We start from the raw sequence: 18,625 nt of genomic DNA on the forward strand, positions 1-18,625 counted from the left end.
GGGCCCGGACACGGGTCGGCGCAGGACGCCTGCGTTGCCATAACCCTGGTGGTTATCGATACTGGCGCCGATTTTTCAACCAACAAGAACTCCAAAACCGTGGAACCTTAGAATGAGCACTGCAATCAGTCCGACTGCTTATAACTATAAGGTCGTCCGCCAGTTCGCCATCATGACGGTGGTCTGGGGGATCCTTGGCATGGGCCTCGGCGTCTTCATCGCCTCGCAGCTGGTGTGGCCGCAACTGAACCTGGACCTGCCCTGGACCAGCTTCGGCCGCTTGCGCCCACTGCATACCAACTTGGTCATCTTCGCCTTCGGCGGCTGTGCATTGTTCGGCACCAGCTACTACGTGGTGCAGCGAACCTGCCAGACCCGGCTGATCTCCGACAGCATGGCCGCCTTCACCTTCTGGGGCTGGCAGGCGGTGATCCTCGGGGCATTGATCACCCTGCCGATGGGCTACACCACCACCAAGGAATACGCGGAGCTGGAATGGCCGATCGCGATCCTGCTGGCCATCGTCTGGGTCACCTACGCACTGGTGTTCTTCGGCACCATCGTCAAACGCAAGACCAAGCACATCTACGTCGGCAACTGGTTCTACGGTGCCTTCATCGTGGTCACCGCGATGCTGCACATCGTCAACCACATCTCGCTGCCGGTGAGCCTGTTCAAATCGTACTCGGCCTATTCCGGCGCCACCGACGCCATGATCCAGTGGTGGTATGGCCACAACGCCGTGGGCTTCTTCCTCACCACCGGCTTCCTGGGGATGATGTACTACTTCGTGCCCAAGCAGGCCGAACGGCCGATCTATTCCTATCGCCTGTCGATCGTTCACTTCTGGGCGCTGATCACCCTCTACATCTGGGCCGGCCCGCACCACCTGCACTACACCGCACTGCCCGACTGGGCACAGTCGCTGGGCATGGTGATGTCGATCATCCTCCTGGCGCCAAGCTGGGGCGGCATGATCAACGGCATGATGACCTTGTCCGGTGCCTGGCATAAGCTGCGCACCGACCCGATCCTGCGCTTCCTCGTCGTCTCGCTGGCGTTCTATGGCATGTCCACCTTCGAAGGCCCGATGATGGCCATCAAGACCGTGAACTCACTGTCGCACTACACCGACTGGACCATTGGCCACGTGCATGCCGGCGCGCTCGGCTGGGTCGCCATGATCTCGATTGGCGCTGTGTACCACATGATCCCTCGCCTGTACGGCCGCGTGCAGATGCACAGCGTCGGCCTGATCAACGCGCACTTCTGGCTGGCAACCATCGGCACCGTGCTGTACATCGCCTCGATGTGGGTCAACGGCATTACTCAAGGCCTGATGTGGCGCGCCATCAACGATGACGGCACGCTCACCTATTCCTTCGTCGAAGCGCTGCAAGCCAGCCACCCGGGCTATATCGTCCGCGCGCTGGGCGGTGCGTTCTTCGCCTCCGGCATGCTGCTGATGGCCTACAACGTGTTGCGCACCGTACGCGCCGCCAACCCCGTGGAAGCAGATGAAGCGGCCAAGATCGTCGTCGTGGGAGCGCACTGATGAAGCATGAAGTCGTCGAGAAGAACATAGGCCTGCTGGCCTTCTTCATGGTCATCGCCGTCAGCATCGGTGGCCTGACCCAGATCGTCCCGCTGTTTTTCCAGGACGTAACCAACAAACCTGTCGAAGGCATGAAGCCGCGCACTGCGCTGGAACTCGAAGGCCGAGACATCTACATCCGCGAAGGTTGCGTGGGCTGCCACTCGCAGATGATCCGCCCGTTCCGCGCCGAGACCGAGCGCTATGGCCACTACTCGGTGGCCGGTGAAAGCGTGTGGGACCACCCGTTCCTGTGGGGCTCCAAGCGAACCGGGCCGGACCTTGCCCGCGTAGGTGGGCGCTACTCCGACGACTGGCACCGTGCGCACCTGTACAACCCGCGCAACGTGGTACCGGAATCGAAGATGCCGTCCTACCCGTGGCTGGTGGAAAACAAGCTCGACGGCAAAGACACCGCGAAGAAAATGCAAGTGCTGCGCACCCTCGGCGTGCCCTACACCGACGCCGACATCGCCGGCGCCCGCGACGCGGTCAAGGGCAAGACCGAAATGGACGCCATCGTCGCGTACCTGCAGGGTCTTGGCACCCTCATCAAGAGCAAACGGTGACGCTGATGGATATCGGGATGATTCGCGGCCTGGGCACCGTGGTGGTGATGGTGGCGTTCGTGGGCCTGGCGCTGTGGGTCTTCAACCCACGGCGCAAGCGGGAGTTCGACGAGGCGACCCAGTTGCCCTTCGCCGATGATCCCGAGGCCAAAAAGCACGTCGAGCAAGCGCAAGCAAAAGCTGCTGGGAGCAAACAACAATGACAACCTTCTGGAGTCTGTACGTCACCGTCCTGACCCTGGGCACCATCTTCGCCCTGACCTGGCTGCTGCTGTCGACCCGCAAGGGCCAGCGTGAAGAGGTGACCGACGAAACCGTGGGGCATGCCTTCGATGGCATCGAGGAGTACGACAACCCCTTGCCAAAATGGTGGTTCTGGCTGTTCGTCGGCACCATCGTCTTCGCCTTGGGCTATCTGGTGCTGTACCCGGGGCTGGGCAACTGGAAAGGCATGTTACCGGGCTATTCGTACCTGGATAACGACAAGCAGACCGAGTTCACCAACGGTCAGTCTGGCTGGACCGGTGTGCACGAGTGGGAAAAAGAGATGGCCAAGGCCGATGCCCGCTTCGGGCCGATCTTCGCCAAGTTTGCCGCCATGCCCATCGAAGAGGTGGCCAAGGACCCGCAAGCCCTGAAGATGGGCGCGCGCCTGTTCGCCTCCAACTGCTCGGTGTGCCATGGTTCCGATGCCAAGGGCGCCTATGGCTTCCCCAACCTGACCGACAACGACTGGCGCTGGGGCGGCGAACCGGAAACCATCAAGACCACCATCATGGGCGGGCGCCATGGCGTGATGCCAGCCTGGTCGGAAGTGATCGGTGAGCAAGGCGTGGCCGATGTCGCGGCCTTCGTGCTCAGCAAACTCGATGGCCGTACCCTGCCTGAAGGCACCAAGGCCGATGCCGAGAACGGGCAGAAGATCTTCGCTGCCAACTGCGTGGCCTGCCATGGGCCGGAGGGTAAAGGTACGCCGGCCATGGGCGCACCCAACCTGACTCACCCGCAGGCGTTCATCTATGGATCGAGCTTCGCCCAGCTGCAGCAGACCATCCGCTACGGGCGCCAGGGGCAGATGCCAGCGCAGGAGCAGCTGCAGGGTAACGACAAGGTGCATCTGCTAGCGGCCTATGTGTACAGCCTGTCGCATCAGCAGCAGGAGCCTGAAAAGGCTGAGTAAGGCAGGCCAGGCCTCTTCGCGGGGCAAGCCCGCTCCCACAGTACTGCACAGGTCATGGGGCAACACCTGTGGGAGCGGGCTTGCCCCGCGAAGAGGCCGGCAAATGCACCCGCTGCTGACCTGGATCAATTGACACCCGCCATAACACGATTCACTCCACGAACCCAATGCGACAAAAGGTCGCAGCGCGACCCCAGCGTGCCATCACCGGCGTATCATGGATCGCAGCGCGCGTGCAGAACGCGCGAGACTGCGGCCGGCACGCACTGGCCGCGGCATTTCTCCACCGCCGTGGGACTTGATGATGAGCAAGCAAATTCCGGTACATGATGTCACCCCGCCTGCCAGCAAAGGGAAGGATTCCGTCGACCTCTACGCCTCTCGCGAGAAAATCTACACCCGCGCGTTCACTGGTTTGTTCCGCAGGCTGCGGATGGTGGGTGGGGCTGTGCTGTTCCTGCTGTACTTCGGCACCGTATGGCTGAACTGGGGCGGCCATCAGGCCGTGTGGTGGAACCTGCCAGAGCGCAAGTTCTACATCTTCGGCGCCACCATCTGGCCACAAGACTTCATCCTGCTGTCAGGCATCCTCATCGTCGCCGCGTTTGGCCTGTTCTTCATCACCGTGTTCGCCGGCCGCGTGTGGTGCGGCTATACCTGCCCGCAAAGCGTGTGGACCTGGATTTTCATGTGGTGCGAAAAAGTCACCGAAGGCGACCGCAACCAGCGCATGAAGCTCGACCGAGCGCCCATGAGCGGCAACAAGTTCCTGCGCAAGTTCGTCAAACACAGCCTATGGCTACTGATCGGCTTCGTTACCGGCATGACCTTCGTTGGCTATTTTTCGCCGATCCGCGAACTGGTCATCGAATTCTTCACTGGCCAGGCCGATGGCTGGGCCTACTTCTGGGTCGGCTTCTTTACCCTGGCCACTTACGGCAACGCCGGCTGGCTGCGTGAGCAGGTGTGCGTGTACATGTGCCCCTATGCGCGCTTCCAGAGCGTGATGTTCGACAAGGACACCCTGATCGTGTCCTACGACCCGCGCCGCGGCGAAACCCGTGGCCCGCGCAAGAAAGACCTCGACTACAAGGCCAAGGGCCTGGGCGACTGTATCGACTGCACCATGTGTGTGCAGGTCTGCCCCACCGGCATCGACATCCGCGACGGCCTGCAGATCGAATGCATCGGCTGCGCTGCCTGCATCGACGCCTGCGACAGCATCATGGACAAGATGAACTACCCCAAAGGGTTGATCAGCTATACCACCGAGCACAACCTGTCCGGGCAGAAAACCCACATGCTGCGCCCACGCCTGATCGGCTATGCACTGGTCCTGCTGGTCATGATCGGCGCCCTTGTCACCGCCTTCGCCACCCGCTCGTTGGTCGGTTTCGACGTGAGCAAGGACCGAGTGCTGTACCGCGAGAATGCCCAGGGCCGGATCGAGAACGTCTACAGCCTCAAGGTGATGAACAAGGACCAGCGCGACCATGTCTATGTGCTCGACGCCGCCGGCCTGCCGGACCTGCGCCTGGAAGGCCAGCGCGAAATCCGCGTGGCCGCCGGCGATATCGTCAGCCTGCCGGTACAGCTGTCGGTCGCGCCGGAGAAACTGCCCTCGACCACCAACGAAATCACCTTCATCCTCAAGAGCGCCGACGACAGCGCTGCCGAGGTAGAAGCCAAGAGCCGCTTCATCGGCCCACAGATCCGCTGAGAGAGAACACCCACAATGACTGCCGCCACCGCCACCAGCCCCTGGTACAAGCACCTCTGGCCCTGGATCATCATCGGCATCCTGACCACCTCGGTATGCCTGAGCCTGACCATGGTCAGCATTGCTGTGCGCAACCCGGACAACCTGGTCAACGACAACTACTACGAGGCCGGCAAGGGGATCAACCGTTCGCTCGACCGCGAACTGCTCGCCCAGACCCTCAACCTCAAGGCCAGCGTGCACCTTGATGAACTGACCGGCGAAGTGGACCTGCGCCTGACCGGCAACAGCGACCCGCAAACCCTGGAGTTGAACCTGATTTCGCCGACCCAGCCGGACAAGGATCGCAAGGTGCAACTGAGCCGTGCCGAAGCGGGGCGGTATGTCGGCCAATTGGACGACAAGGTCGAGGGGCGGCGTTTCGTCGAATTGCTGGGCAGCCAGCAGGGGCAAGTGTGGCGGCTGTTCGAAGAGGAGAAGGTCGAGCATGGCGTGGCCTTGCAGTTGGGTGATGAAGCGCTGCAAGGTGCCGAGCACCAATAGCCGCATCACCTTCGTACCTGTGGGAGCGGCTTGCCGCGCTAAGGGGCCAGACCAACATAGGGTGTTGCCTGAATTGACCCCGTCGCGGGACAAGCCCGCTCCCACAGGACCCGTTCCTCTCAGCCCATGCGTGCTCGCCTTATGACCCAGCCCATCCCCTGCTACCACTGCGCCCTGCCCGTCCCCGCCGGCAGCCGCTTCACCGCCGTGGTCCTTGGCGAGCCCCGGCAGTTTTGCTGCCCCGGTTGCCAGGCGGTGGCCGAAGCCATCGTGGCCGGCGGCCTGGCGCATTACTACCAGCACCGCAGTGACAGCAGCGCCAACCCTGAGGCCCTGCCCAGACAGTTGCAGGACGAGCTGGCCCTCTACGACCGCAGCGACGTGCAGCAAACCTTCGTCCACCATGCCGGCGCGCTGGCCGAGGCCACTCTGCTGGTCGAAGGTATCAGCTGCGCGGCTTGTGGCTGGCTGATCGAAAAGCACCTGCGTAACCTGCCCGGCGTGGCCGACGCGCGCCTGAACCTGTCCAACCACCGGCTGCTGCTCAGTTGGCACGACAACCAACTGCCGCTGTCCAGGCTGCTGGCCGAGTTACGGCAGATAGGCTATGCCGCCCACCCGTATCAGCCTGACCAGGCCGCCGAACAATTGGCCCGCGAGAACCGCAGTGCCTTGCGCCGCCTCGGGGTGGCGGGGCTGCTGTGGTTCCAGGCCATGATGGCGACCATGGCCACCTGGCCGGAATTCAACATCGACCTGTCGCCTGAGCTGCACACCATTCTGCGCTGGGTGGCGCTGTTTCTGACCATTCCTATTGTGTTCTACAGCTGCGCGCCGTTCTTCAAGGGCGCCGCACGTGATCTGCGTACCCGCCACCTGACAATGGACGTGTCGGTTTCGCTGGCCATCGCATTGGCCTTCGGCGCGGGCATCTGGACTGCAGTCACTGGCAGTGGCGAGCTGTATTTCGACACCGTGGGCATGTTCGCGCTGTTTCTGCTCACGGGTCGTTACCTGGAGCGCCGCGCACGTGAGCGCACCGCGGCGGCCACCGCGCAACTGGTCAACCTGCTGCCCGCCTCGTGCCTGCGCCTGGGGGCCCTAGGCCAGGTCGAACGCATCCTGCTTGGCGAACTGCAATGCGGCGACACCGTACAGGTGCTGCCCGGCGCAGTCATCCCGGCCGATGGGCGCATTGTCGAAGGGCGCTCCAGCGTCGACGAATCGTTGCTGACCGGTGAATACCTGCCCCAGCCGCGCCGGGTTGGCGAACGCGTGACCGGCGGCACACTGAACGTGGAAAGTACCCTGCATGTGCAGGTCGAGGCGCTGGGCCATGATTCGCGCCTGTCGGCCATCGTCCGTCTGCTGGAGCGCGCCCAGACCGAGAAGCCGCGCCTGGCGGAAATCGCCGACCGGGCATCGCAATGGTTCCTGTTGTTCAGCCTGCTGGCGGCGCTGGTCATTGGCCTGTGGTGGTGGCACCTGGACCCGACACGGGCGTTCTGGATCGTCCTGGCAATGTTGGTGGCGACCTGCCCTTGCGCCTTGTCGCTGGCCACCCCCACCGCCCTGACCGCCGCCACGGGCACCCTGCACAAGCTAGGCCTGTTGGTCACCCGCGGTCATGTGCTGGAGGGCCTGAACCAGATCGACACGGTCATTTTCGACAAGACCGGCACCCTCACAGAGGGCCGCTTGGCTCTGCGCAGTATCCGCCAGGTCGGAGCCCTGCCCGCCGACCGTTGCCTGGCGCTGGCTGCCGCACTCGAGAACCGCTCTGAACACCCGATTGCGCGTGCCTTCGGCCGCGCGGCCGCGCCCGCAGAAGACGTGCAGACAATCCCTGGGCTGGGCCTGGAAGGTGTGGTCGATGGCCAGCGCCTGCGCATTGGCCAGGCTACGTTCGTCTGCGCCCTCAGCGGCACGCCAACCCCCGGCGTGCCGGAGCCGCGCGGCCAGTGGCTGTTGCTGGGCGACCGCCAAGGCCCATTGGCCTGGTTCGGCCTGGACGACCGCCTGCGCGAAGACGCGCCTGCCCTGCTCGCAGCCTGCAAGGCACGTGGCTGGCGCACCCTGCTGCTGTCGGGCGACAGTTCGCCGATGGTCGCCGAAGTGGCCGCACAACTGGGTATCGACCAGGCGATCGGCGGCCTGCGTCCGGACGATAAGCTGGACAGGCTCAAGGCGCTGCAAAATGCCGGACGCAAGGTGCTGATGCTTGGCGATGGAGTCAATGACGTGCCCGTGCTGGCCGCTGCCGACATCAGCATCGCCATGGGTAGCGCTACCGACCTGGCCAAGACCTGCGCCGATGCCGTGCTGTTGTCCAACCGCCTGCAGGCGCTGGTGCAAGCCTTTGACCTGGCCCGTCGCACCCGCCGCAACATCCTCGAGAACCTGCTATGGGCGACGCTGTATAATGGCCTCATGTTGCCGTTCGCCGCGCTCGGCTGGATCACCCCGGTATGGGCAGCCATCGGCATGTCGGTCAGTTCGCTGATCGTGGTGCTCAACGCCTTGCGCCTGACCCGCCTGCCCGTAAAAGCAGGCAAGCCCGCGGCGGGCTTGGCGCCATACGGAAGGAAGACGCCATGCCCGCCCTCTATATAATGATCCCGGCCGCCCTGCTGCTTGTCGGGGTCGCCGTCTACATCTTCTTCTGGGCAGTGGACAGCGGCCAATACGACGACCTGGACAGCCCTGCCCACAGCATCCTGTTCGATGATCAAGACCCACGCCACCAGGCCGCAGTCAAGAACGAAGAAGCAGGCTCCGAAAACGCCCCATCCGCACACAAGGAACAACCGCCCCGTGCCTGACCTACTGCCCCTGCTCGGCTCGGCACTGGTGCTCGGCCTGCTCGGCGGCGGCCATTGCCTGGGCATGTGTGGCGGGCTGATGGGCGCGCTGACCCTGGCCATCCCGCCCGAACAACGCGCCCGCCGCGTGCGCCTGCTGCTGGCGTACAACCTGGGGCGAGTGCTCAGCTACGCCTGCGCCGGCCTGCTGCTGGGCCTGGCCGGCTGGGCCGTGGCCAGCGGCCCGGCTGCCCTGGCGCTGCGCGTGGCAGCCGCCCTGCTGTTGATCGCCATGGGGTTGTATCTGGCGGGCTGGTGGAGCGGGCTTACGCGCATCGAGGCGCTGGGCAGGGGGCTGTGGCGGCACATCCAGCCCGTGGCTTCGCGCTTGTTGCCGGTTTCCAGCCTGCCACGGGCGCTGCTGCTTGGCGCGCTGTGGGGCTGGCTGCCGTGCGGGCTGGTCTACAGCACCTTGCTGTGGGCAGCCAGCCAAGGGCATGCGGGGTACAGCGCAGCGCTGATGCTGGCGTTCGGGCTGGGCACCTGGCCGGTGTTGCTGGCCACGGGGTTGGCGGCAGAGCGCGTGAATGCGCTGTTGCGACGGCGCAGCGTGCGGATGGCCGGTGGCCTGCTGGTGATCCTGTTCGGGCTCTGGACCTTGCCTGGGCCTCACCAGCACTGGTTGATGGGGCATTGACAGGGGCTGCGCAGCCCAAGCTGCTCTTGATACAAATCAACACAGTTTCCTACAGACAGCCATAGACTCCGGTGCACTGCTGCTCTTTCCGGGGACCGCCCACATGCTCGAAGATCTACGCTGGGATGCCGACCTGATCCGCCGCTACGATCTGGCCGGCCCACGCTACACCTCCTACCCCACCGCTGTGCAACTGCACAGCGAAGTGGGCTCGTTCGACCTGCTCCACGCCCTGCGCGAAAGCCGCCGCGCCGTGCGTCCGCTGTCTTTGTACGTGCACGTGCCGTTCTGCGCCAACATCTGCTACTACTGCGCTTGCAACAAGGTCATCACCAAGGACCGTGGCCGCGCCGCGCCTTACCTGCAGCGCCTGGAGCAGGAAATTCAGCTCATCGCCTGCCACCTTGACCCCAAACAACGTGTTGAACAGCTGCACTTCGGCGGCGGCACGCCAACCTTTCTCAGCCATGTGGAATTGCGCCAGTTGATGGCCACCCTGCGCCAGCACTTCAACCTGCTGGACGACGATTCTGGCGATTACGGCATCGAAATCGACCCGCGCGAGGCAGACTGGTCGACCATGGGCCTGCTGCGCGAACTGGGCTTCAACCGCGTAAGCCTCGGCGTCCAGGACCTGGACCCGGCGGTGCAACGTGCGGTCAACCGCCTGCAGAGCCTGGAGCAGACCCGCACCCTGATCGAAGCGGCGCGCACCTTGCAATTCCGCTCGGTCAACCTGGACCTGATCTACGGCTTGCCCAAACAGACGCCAGAAGGTTTCGCCCGCACTGTAGAAGAAGTGATCCGCCTGCAACCGGACCGCCTGTCGGTGTTCAACTACGCCCACCTGCCCGAACGCTTCATGCCGCAACGGCGCATCGACACCAGCGAGCTGCCGGGCCCGGCCGCCAAACTGGACATGCTCCGCGCAACCATCGAGCAGCTGACGGGCGCCGGCTACCGCTACATCGGCATGGACCATTTCGCCCTGCCCGATGACGAGCTGGCCATCGCCCAGGAAGAAGGCACCCTGCAACGCAACTTCCAGGGTTACACCACCCATGGCCACTGCGACCTGATTGGCCTAGGGGTATCGGCCATCAGCCAGATCGGCGACCTGTACTGCCAGAACAGCAGCGACCTGAACACCTATCAGGACGCACTCTCCAGCGCCCAACTGGCAACCCAGCGCGGCCTACTGTGTAACCACGACGACCGCCTGCGACGGGCAGTGATCCAGCAGCTGATCTGCCATTTCGAGCTGGATTTCGAGCCCATCGAGGAAGCCTTCACCCTTGATTTTCGCGGTTACTTCAACGACCTGTGGCCACAGTTGCAGACCATGCAGCGCGATGGCCTGATCAGGCTCGACGACCAGGGCATACGTATTCTGCCGGCCGGCCGCCTCCTGGCCCGTTCAGTGTGCATGGTGTTCGACGCCTACCTGGCGATGCACAACCGCCAGCGCTTCTCGCGTGTCATCTAGCTGAGCACGTCGATAAACCGCATGGACAAGCGTCCTTGTCGGGCACACTATGGGCCAGAACAGCCCCCCGGCAGCCTTTAGCTGAGGGCCGGCCAGCTCGCACCACCCTAGCGACGCTGGCCTACACCCTATGCCGTAGGTTACCCTTACGTCTTATGTGTGCTTTCCCACAAGGATCGATTCAAATGTCCGAGCCAGTCAAACTGCGCCCACACAACCAGGCCCATTGCAAGGATTGCAGCCTGGCCCCCCTGTGCCTGCCTCTTTCGCTCAACCTGGAAGACATGGATGCACTGGATGAAATCGTCAAACGTGGACGGCCGCTGAAAAAAGGCGAGTTCCTGTTCCGCCAGGGTGACAATTTCGGCTCGGTTTACGCGGTACGCTCCGGCGCCCTCAAGACCTTCAGCCTGAGCGACAGCGGCGAGGAGCAGATCACCGGCTTCCACCTGCCCAGCGAACTGGTGGGCCTGTCGGGCATGGACACTGAGGCCTACCCGGTATCGGCACAGGCCCAGGAGACCACGTCGGTGTGCGAAATCCCCTTCGAGCGCCTCGACGAGCTGTCGGTGCAGTTGCCGCAACTGCGCCGCCAACTGATGCGGGTCATGAGCCGTGAGATCCGCGATGACCAGCAAATGATGCTGCTGCTGTCGAAGAAAACCGCCGACGAACGCATTGCGACGTTCCTCGTCAATCTATCTGCACGCTTCCGCGCCCGCGGCTATTCGGCCAACCAGTTCCGCTTGAGCATGTCGCGCAACGAGATCGGCAACTACCTGGGCCTGGCGGTTGAAACCGTGTCACGGGTCTTCACCCGCTTCCAACAGAACGGGCTGATCCGCGCCGAGGGCAAGGAAGTGCACATCCTGGACCCCATCCAGCTGTGCGCACTGGCCGGTGGTGCGTTGGAGGCCTGAAAGCCTGCGCGAAAAGGTATACTGGCGCATTCGTTTCCCCAGGATTACTCGCCACATGCACAGCGACGCCTTCGACCTCAAAGCCCTGATTCGCCCGGTAGCGGACTTCCCCAAACCGGGCGTGATCTTTCGCGATATCACCCCGCTGTTCCAGTCGCCGCGCGGGCTGCGCTACGTCGCCGACCAGTTCATCGAGCGGTATGTCGAAGCTGAGTTCAGCCACATCGGCGCCATGGATGCACGCGGGTTCCTGATCGGCTCGATCATCGCTCACCAGCTGAACAAGCCGCTGATCCTGTTCCGCAAACAGGGCAAGCTGCCGGCCGATGTGCTGTCGGAGGGTTACCAGACCGAATACGGCGAAGCCTTCCTGGAAGTGCATGCCGACAGCCTGTGCGACGGTGATTCGGTGCTGATCTTCGATGACCTGATTGCGACGGGCGGCACGTTGCTGGCAGCGGTCAACCTGGTGCGCCGCACCGGTGCCCAGGTCTTCGAGGCGGCGTCGATCATCGATTTGCCAGAGCTGGACGGCTCACGCCGGCTGCGTGCGGCGGGGGTGCCGACCTTCTGCCTGACCGAATTCTCGCTCAGCGAGTACTGAGTCAGCTCCAGGGGCGCAGGATCAGAGGGAAATCGGCCTGCGCCCGGCGAAGGCATGCGCCAGGGTGCCGCCATCGACCAGCTCCAACTCGCCACCCAACGGTACACCGTGGGCGATCCGCGAGGCGGCCAAGCCCTTCTGCGCCAGTAACTGAGCGATGTAATGGGCCGTCGCCTCCCCTTCCACCGTCGGGTTGGTTGCCAGGATCACCTCGGTAAAGCTGCCTTGTTCGTCAATCCGCGCCATCAGTTGCGGTACTCCGATTGCCTCAGGCCCTAGGCCATCCAGCGGCGACAGATGCCCCTTGAGCACGAAGTAGCGGCCTCGGTAGCCGGTCTGTTCCACCGCGTACACGTCCATCGGCCCTTCCACCACGCACAGCTGAGTGTCGTCACGCCGCGGGTCGGCGCACTGCGGGCACAGCTCCTGCTCGGTCAGGGTACGGCACTGACGGCAGTGCCCAACCCCCTCCATGGCCTGGCTGAGCGCCTGGGCCAGGCGCAGGCCGCCACTGCGGTCACGCTCTAGCAGTTGCAGAGCCATGCGCTGGGCGGTTTTCTGACCGACACCCGGGAGGGTGCGCAAGGCGTCGATCAGTTGACGGATCAAGGGGCTGAAGCTCATGTGTGCAGGCCTGCCAGTTCGGGAAACAGAATGAACAAGGGAGCAACGACCACGCGGCCGTTACTCCCCATTTGAAGCAAAGGATCGATCAGAACGGCATTTTGAAGCCCGGCGGCAGTTGCATGCCGGCGGTCATGCTGCCCATCTTGTCCTGGCTGTTCTGCTCGACCTTGCGAACAGCGTCGTTAAGGGCCGCAGCGATCAGGTCCTCGAGCACTTCCTTGTCGTCTTCGTCGGTCGACATCAGGCTTTGATCGATGCTGACGCGCTTGACGTCGTGACGACCTGTCATCACCACGCTCACCAGGCCGCCACCGGCTTGGCCGGTTACTTCAGCGTTGGCCAGCTCTTCCTGCATCTTGGCCATCTTTTCCTGCATCTGCTGGGCCTGCTTCATCAGGCCGGCCATGCCACCTTTCATCATGGGGGTATACCTCGATTGGGTCATGTGATGCGGCCTGGCAAAGGGCCGGCCGCATGGTTATGCATTACTGTCCCTGGCTGACCAGGGCCTCTACAGGTTCAATAGTATCCTGCCGCACCGTAGCACCGAACTGCTTGATCATTTGCTGGATCAACGGATCCTGCTCAATCGAGGCCACTGCGTCCTGCTGACGCTCGGCACGCTTGCGTGCTGCCGCCTGGGCCGGGGTTTCCTGTTCGGGGAGGATCAGCTCGATCCGCAGGTTCAGCGTGCGCCCCAGGTGCTGGTTGAGCGCTTCGTTCAGGCGGCGTTGCTGGGTGGCGTTGAACAGCGCGCCCTGGCCCGGGTCCAGGTGCAGCAGCCAGTCGTCACCGTCTGCAGCCATCAACGTACAGTTTGCAGCGATGTTGCCTGTCATACCGGACACAGGCAACTGTGGGAATAATTCCAGCCATTGCAGGGCCAGGCCAGTGGCAGGCTTCGCGGCAGGCAAGGGCTCGGGCGCGGCGACGGGCGGTTCTTCCTGCACGTGCTCGGCCAGTTCGTCCAGGTAGCTGAAGCCCACCGGATCGCTGTCACCGATGTAGTAGTCCTCATCCATCGGCGGCTCATCGTCACGGTCCATGCCCGCCGGGGAGTAGGCGGACGGATCGAACGGTGGCTCGTCGTGGGCAGGTTCGGCAGCTTGTGGCACCGGTGCAGGGTCGGGCTGCGCAGTGGCGGGCGCGGGCTCAGTAATGGGCTCTTCCCACGGCAGGTCGACTACTTCAGCAACCGCTTCCGGCGCAGGTTCTGCTGGCTCTGGCTCTGGCTCTGGCTCTGGAACAGCCTCGACCGCCGCTTCGGCCTCTGCGACAACCTCCGCCGGAGCAACGGCTGCCACGGCGACCGGCGGCACGGCAGCAACAACCGGCGCTTCAGCGACCGCCGCTGGCGCTGCCACCGGGTTTGCAGGATCAGCTGTGGCCTGGCTGATCCCCACCGGCTTTAGCACCGGCTTCGGCGCATCGTCGGTATCGGCCGGGCGGAACGCCAGCATGCGCAGCAGGACCATCTCGAAGCCGCCCCGCGGGTCCGGTGCCAATGGCAGGTCGCGGCGGCCGATCAGCCCCATCTGGTAGTAGAACTGTACATCTTCGGCCGGCAGGGCGGACGCCAGCGCCAATACCCGGTCGCGGTCGCCCTGGCCATTGTCCACCGCATCAGGCAATGCCTGGGCGATAGCCACACGGTGCAGCACATTGAGCATCTCGGCCAGTACGCCACTCCAGTCTGGCCCTTGCTCGGCAAGGTTGCGCACGGCCTCGAGCAACGCCCGCGCATCGCCCTCCAGCAACGCTTGCAGCACCCCATAGACCTGGCCGTGATCGAGGCTGCCGAGCATGGCCCGCACGTCGGCGGCCATCACTTTGCCTTCGCCAAAGGCAATAGCCTGGTCAGTCAGGCTCATGGCATCGCGCATCGACCCATCGGCAGCGCGACCGAGCAGCCACAGCGCGTCGGGTTCGAACGGCACGTTTTCGGCCGTCAATACATGGCTCAGGTGCTCGACCACACGCTCCGGGCTCATGTTCTTCAGCGAGAACTGCAGGCAACGCGACAGGATGGTGGCCGGCAGCTTCTGCGGGTCGGTGGTGGCGAGGATGAACTTGACGTAGGGCGGTGGCTCTTCCAGCGTCTTGAGCAAGGCGTTGAACGAGTGCGTGGACAGCATGTGCACTTCGTCGATCAGGTAAACCTTGAAGCGCCCGCGGCTCGGTGCGTACTGCACGTTATCGAGCAGCTCGCGGGTGTCCTCTACCTTGGTCCGGCTGGCAGCGTCGATCTCGATCAGGTCGACGAAGCGGCCCTCGTCGATCTCCCGGCACACCGAACACGTACCGCAGGGCGTGGAGGTAATGCCCGTCTCACAGTTGAGGCATTTGGCGATGATCCGGGCAATGGTGGTCTTGCCCACGCCGCGCGTACCAGTGAACAGGTAGGCATGGTGCAGGCGCTGGTTGTCCAAGGCATTGATCAAGGCCTTGAGCACATGGGCCTGGCCGACCATTTCGCGGAACGAGCGCGGACGCCATTTACGTGCAAGAACCTGATAACTCATCGAAAAACCATCGCAGCCTGATCGAGCGGAAGATCGCTAATGCTAGCGGAGCGGGGGCAAAATTGCACCCTGCAAGGTTCGGCTAAGCTAAGGAACTGGCGCATGCCGTTCAGGGAGAATGAGCCTTGCGAAGACTGCTGGCCCTGCTGATGCTGTGCAACACCCAGAGCCTGGCCGACCAGCCCGTGCTGCGGTTTTCCGTTGCCGAGAGCTGGAGCATGCCGCTGATGCGCGTGGCGGACGAGCAGCCGGTTGAAGGGCTGCTGTTCGACCTGATGCAAGCCATGGCCCGCGAAGTCGGCGCCCGCGCCGAATACCATGTGCTGCCCCGCCTGCGCCTGCAGCAGGCCATGGATGACGGCGACGTCGATGTGCGCTGTTATGTGAGCCCCCAGTGGTTCAACGATCGGCCGGGGCGGTTTGCCTGGAGCATACCGCTGTTTCGCCTGCGGGATGTACTGGTCGGGCAGCCGAACGACCAACCTACCCGCCCGGAGCAACTGCCGCTGCAGGCCATTGGTACGGTACTGGGTTACACCTACACCACGCTGGACCCTCTGTTCGAGCGTGGGCAATTACGCCGTGAAGACAGCCGCAGCCAGGAGCTGGCGCTGCAGAAGCTGCAGATTGGGCGCTATCGGCATGCGGTGAGCAACGAGCTGTCGCTGCAGTGGTTTAACCAGCGGTTACCCACTGGCCAGCGGCTGCAAGTGCTGGCGGTGCTGGAACAGCAGGCGCTGGGGTGCATGGTGCGAAATGATCCGTCGGTGCCGACCCAAGGGGTGTTGCGGGCATTGGTACGCATGAAGGAATCAGGGGAGATCGAGCGAATCACGCGGCGCTATGGGGCTGCGGTTTATTCAGGTGAGGTTTCGGGGGTGAAGCCTTGATCGGGGTCCCGCCTTGAGATGTAGGACAATCAAAGAGGTGTCGACAGGGTGCGGAGTCAGACATGCTGACCACCGTTAACATGAATTTCCGCGCCATTTACATAAGAAGCACCGCTTGTGCAAAGGAAGTAGACGAGCGAAGCAACTTCTTCAGGTTTGCCCAGCCGGCTCATCGGCACCAGACGCTCGACGATATCCGCAGTGCCTTCGGACAGTATCGAGGTTTCGATTTCCCCAGGGGCGATCGCGTTGACCCTTATGCCCTGCCGGCCAAAATCAAAGGCCATTTCGCGAGTCAGGGCGCACAGTGCAGATTTGGATGTGGAATAGGCAACACCTGCAAACGGGTGCACCCGGGACCCGGCAATAGAGGTCACGTTGATGATGCTGCCTTTTGCAGCGCTCAACTCCTCAAACAGTCCGCGGGCAAGCAGGGCCGTGGAAAACAGGTTGACATTGAAGACCTTGATCCAGGTTGCATAGTCGGACTGCAGTACACCAAGGCGCGCCCCCTCAGGCCCCTTGGGTGAAATCCCGGCATTGTTTACCAATGCATCCAGGCGCCCACCCAGTTTAGCTTTGATGACTGCCAGGCTGTCGTTGACGCTGTCGATATCCTCCAGATCAAGATGAAAGTGGTTGAGCAAACCCTCGGCCCACGGGCATTCAGCGACCCAATCCTGGCGAGACGCGGTGAAGATCCTCCACCCAGCGGCGTGGAAGTGTTTGACGGTGGCATGGCCAATGCCACGACTGGCACCGGTCAACAGCAGTGTCTTTTCGCTCATACCTGCATTTACCTGGTAAAAGTTTCGGGTGGACGACTCAGCGATCTAGGTCAAGAAGGCGACGAACCTCACGTGTCGGAGGCGTCATGGCTGTTAACTCTAAGTCGGACGACCTGTGGCGGAAACGACATATTTCCCTCGTTACCCGTCACAGGATGGCAATGCCCGTGCATGGCCGCCAACGGCCCGCCGGAGGCAATATCAGGGCCGGTCCCACCCGCCTCCCAACGCTCTGACCAGGTTCACTGTGGCAATGGCCTGCGTGCCGGTCAGACGGCTCAGTTGCAGCTCGGTTTGCAAGACCTGACGCTGAGCATCGATAACGTCCAGATAGCTGATCTGCCCCTCTTCATACTGAGTCCTGGAAAGGCGTTCTGTACGTATTGACGCTGCAACCGCTTCGCGTTGGTTACGCTTCTGATCACTGAGTAACCTCAGATCCGCGAGGTTGTCCTCTACCTCTCTGAATGCCACCAGTACCTGTTCCCGATACTTGGCAACCTGCTCGTCGTATCGAGCCCGCGCAGAGGCAAGGCCTGCTTTTCTGCGACCACCATCAAAGAGTGGCAAGGTCAGGGCAGTTCCGGTAAGTGGTCCTAATAGAAAAGACCGCGTTGACCAGTCGAACAGATTTCCCAGTGACGACGCCTCGAATCCGGCGGCGGCATTCAGATCAAGCCGCGGGAAGAATGCTGACCTTGCCAGCCCGATCTGGGCATTGGCCGCCGCCATGGCTTTTTCGGCAGCGGCAATATCGGGACGGCGTTCTAGCAGAGCTGATGGTAGTCCGACAGGCACCTGAGTCGCGATGGGCTCTATCGGCGACTCAGGGAATTTGAAGTCGGCAGGCGCTTTACCCAGCAACACCGCAAGGCTGTGCTCTGACGTTGCCCGAAGCCGTGCCACCCCTACCGAGTTCGCCCTCGCGCTCGCTAACTCGTTGCGCGCCCGGGACAAGTCAAGTTCGTTTATGTCGCCTTCCTTGAACCGCCCCTCTACCAACTTCAGGGTGTTTTCACGCAAGGTGACTGTGCGCCGAAACAATCGAAGTTGATTGTCATACTCACGCAGTTCGAAATATTGCTTGGCCACGTCAGCCTGCAGGGTTAGCAGCACAGAATGATAAAGCGCCTCGTTCTGGGCTTGATCAGCCAGCGCGACATTCACGTGTGAATCCACCCTGCCGAACAGGTCTACCTCATAGGAAGCGGTCGCCTGCGCCCGCCAAAGCGTCTGCGCCGACCCACGTGCATCGTCGGACAACGACTGTGAGGCTGGAGAGCTGCGTTCACGCGTAGCACCAAACCCTGCATCGATGGACGGGAACCACCCCGCTCGGGCTGACTGGGTCAATGCTCTCGATTGCCGGACCCGTGCGGCAGCCGCCCTAAGGTTCTGGTTAGCCTCTGCGGCTTGCCGCTCAAGGTCGTTCAGCACCGGATCGCCAAACGCCAACCACCATTGCCCTCGGTGTTCGGCCTCCGCCGGTTCAGCGTTTTTCCAAGCGCTGCGGTTGACGCTCGGTGCCTGCTTGCGGGTCGCCGAGGCCTCCTTGAAGGCCTGCGGAGTCGGCACATCAGGACGGGTGTATGTCGGCTCCACAGAGCAGGCTGTCAGCAGCGTTAGCACCGCTGAGGCAATTAGCAGCCTTGAACTGCACAGTTGGGGTAGTTGGCTCATTGCG

At 62.9% G+C, this 18,625-nt stretch carries 18 protein-coding genes; 13 read left to right on the forward strand and 5 right to left on the reverse strand.

Translation table 11 applies throughout. The features are described from left to right. The first annotated feature begins 112 nt into the window (after positions 1 to 112). The 12 genes from ccoN to APH34_RS04430 all read left to right on the forward strand — a co-directional run bounded on the left by ccoN (position 113) and on the right by APH34_RS04430 (position 12,114). A complete protein-coding gene (gene ccoN / locus APH34_RS04375; RefSeq protein WP_054899956.1) occupies positions 113 to 1,555 on the forward strand; it encodes a cytochrome-c oxidase, cbb3-type subunit I in 1,443 nt (480 codons plus the stop codon). Then, positions 1,555 to 2,163, forward strand: a complete 609-nt coding sequence (gene ccoO, locus APH34_RS04380; RefSeq protein ID WP_054899957.1) for a cytochrome-c oxidase, cbb3-type subunit II — start codon at positions 1,555 to 1,557, stop codon at positions 2,161 to 2,163. Before ccoN ends, ccoO begins: the two co-directional genes overlap by 1 nt. Positions 2,164 to 2,168: 5 nt before the next feature. Then, positions 2,169 to 2,366, forward strand: coding sequence for a CcoQ/FixQ family Cbb3-type cytochrome c oxidase assembly chaperone (locus tag APH34_RS04385; RefSeq protein WP_043273373.1), 198 nt, complete (start codon positions 2,169 to 2,171; stop codon positions 2,364 to 2,366). After that, positions 2,363 to 3,343: a cytochrome-c oxidase, cbb3-type subunit III gene (gene ccoP, locus APH34_RS04390; protein WP_054899958.1), complete on the forward strand. Its 981-nt coding sequence runs from the start codon at positions 2,363 to 2,365 to the stop codon at positions 3,341 to 3,343. Before APH34_RS04385 ends, ccoP begins: the two co-directional genes overlap by 4 nt. Positions 3,344 to 3,647: 304 nt before the next feature. Beyond that, a complete protein-coding gene (gene ccoG / locus APH34_RS04395; protein ID WP_054899959.1) occupies positions 3,648 to 5,063 on the forward strand; it encodes a cytochrome c oxidase accessory protein CcoG in 1,416 nt (471 codons plus the stop codon). A gap of 15 nt (positions 5,064 to 5,078) precedes the next feature. Continuing rightward, positions 5,079 to 5,606, forward strand: a complete 528-nt coding sequence (locus tag APH34_RS04400; RefSeq protein WP_054899960.1) for a FixH family protein — start codon at positions 5,079 to 5,081, stop codon at positions 5,604 to 5,606. 141 nt (positions 5,607 to 5,747) lie between these two features. Further along, complete coding sequence (locus tag APH34_RS04405; RefSeq protein WP_054899961.1) at positions 5,748 to 8,219, forward strand: heavy metal translocating P-type ATPase; 2,472 nt, start codon at positions 5,748 to 5,750, stop codon at positions 8,217 to 8,219. Continuing rightward, entirely contained in the window at positions 8,201 to 8,428 is a 228-nt protein-coding gene (gene ccoS / locus APH34_RS04410; RefSeq protein ID WP_054899962.1) for a cbb3-type cytochrome oxidase assembly protein CcoS, read from the forward strand. The genes APH34_RS04405 and ccoS overlap by 19 nt, the downstream gene beginning before the upstream one ends. Next, a complete protein-coding gene (locus tag APH34_RS04415) occupies positions 8,421 to 9,104 on the forward strand; it encodes a sulfite exporter TauE/SafE family protein (RefSeq protein WP_054899963.1) in 684 nt (227 codons plus the stop codon). The genes ccoS and APH34_RS04415 overlap by 8 nt, the downstream gene beginning before the upstream one ends. Positions 9,105 to 9,207: 103 nt before the next feature. Further along, positions 9,208 to 10,590, forward strand: a complete 1,383-nt coding sequence (gene hemN / locus APH34_RS04420) for an oxygen-independent coproporphyrinogen III oxidase (protein ID WP_054899964.1) — start codon at positions 9,208 to 9,210, stop codon at positions 10,588 to 10,590. A gap of 185 nt (positions 10,591 to 10,775) precedes the next feature. After that, entirely contained in the window at positions 10,776 to 11,510 is a 735-nt protein-coding gene (gene fnrA / locus APH34_RS04425; RefSeq protein ID WP_054899965.1) for a Crp/Fnr family transcriptional regulator FnrA, read from the forward strand. Between the two features lie 55 nt (positions 11,511 to 11,565). Continuing rightward, positions 11,566 to 12,114: an adenine phosphoribosyltransferase gene (locus tag APH34_RS04430; RefSeq protein WP_054899966.1), complete on the forward strand. Its 549-nt coding sequence runs from the start codon at positions 11,566 to 11,568 to the stop codon at positions 12,112 to 12,114. Positions 12,115 to 12,135: 21 nt separating this feature from the next. On the opposite strand, the gene recR is transcribed toward APH34_RS04430, so the two are convergent. The 3 genes from recR to dnaX form a co-directional block, all read right to left on the reverse strand. After that, entirely contained in the window at positions 12,136 to 12,738 is a 603-nt protein-coding gene (gene recR / locus APH34_RS04435) for a recombination mediator RecR (RefSeq protein WP_054899967.1), read from the reverse strand. Between the two features lie 88 nt (positions 12,739 to 12,826). Further along, entirely contained in the window at positions 12,827 to 13,162 is a 336-nt protein-coding gene (locus tag APH34_RS04440) for a YbaB/EbfC family nucleoid-associated protein (RefSeq protein ID WP_054899968.1), read from the reverse strand. Between the two features lie 64 nt (positions 13,163 to 13,226). Then, positions 13,227 to 15,263 (reverse strand): DNA polymerase III subunit gamma/tau, encoded by a 2,037-nt coding sequence (gene dnaX, locus APH34_RS04445; protein ID WP_054899969.1) that lies wholly within the window; start codon positions 15,261 to 15,263, stop codon positions 13,227 to 13,229. Positions 15,264 to 15,388: 125 nt separating this feature from the next. On the opposite strand from dnaX, the gene APH34_RS04450 reads away from it, so the two are divergent. Further along, the gene (locus APH34_RS04450) at positions 15,389 to 16,153 is read left to right on the forward strand and encodes an ABC transporter substrate-binding protein (protein WP_054899970.1); all 765 of its coding nucleotides are present in this window, start codon (positions 15,389 to 15,391) and stop codon (positions 16,151 to 16,153) included. A gap of 56 nt (positions 16,154 to 16,209) precedes the next feature. Here the strand turns inward: APH34_RS04450 and APH34_RS04455 are convergent, their stop codons facing one another. Next, positions 16,210 to 16,941 carry an SDR family NAD(P)-dependent oxidoreductase gene (locus APH34_RS04455; RefSeq protein WP_054899971.1) on the reverse strand — a complete coding sequence of 244 codons (732 nt, stop codon included), beginning with the start codon at positions 16,939 to 16,941 and terminating at the stop codon, positions 16,210 to 16,212. A 201-nt stretch (positions 16,942 to 17,142) separates the two neighbouring features. Further along, positions 17,143 to 18,621, reverse strand: a complete 1,479-nt coding sequence (locus APH34_RS04460; protein WP_054899972.1) for an efflux transporter outer membrane subunit — start codon at positions 18,619 to 18,621, stop codon at positions 17,143 to 17,145. Positions 18,622 to 18,625 lie beyond the last annotated feature (4 nt).

It is taken from the genome of Pseudomonas sp. NBRC 111131 (assembly GCF_001320525.1).
In the GTDB taxonomy this organism is placed as follows: Bacteria; Pseudomonadota; Gammaproteobacteria; order Pseudomonadales; family Pseudomonadaceae; genus Aquipseudomonas; species Aquipseudomonas ceruminis.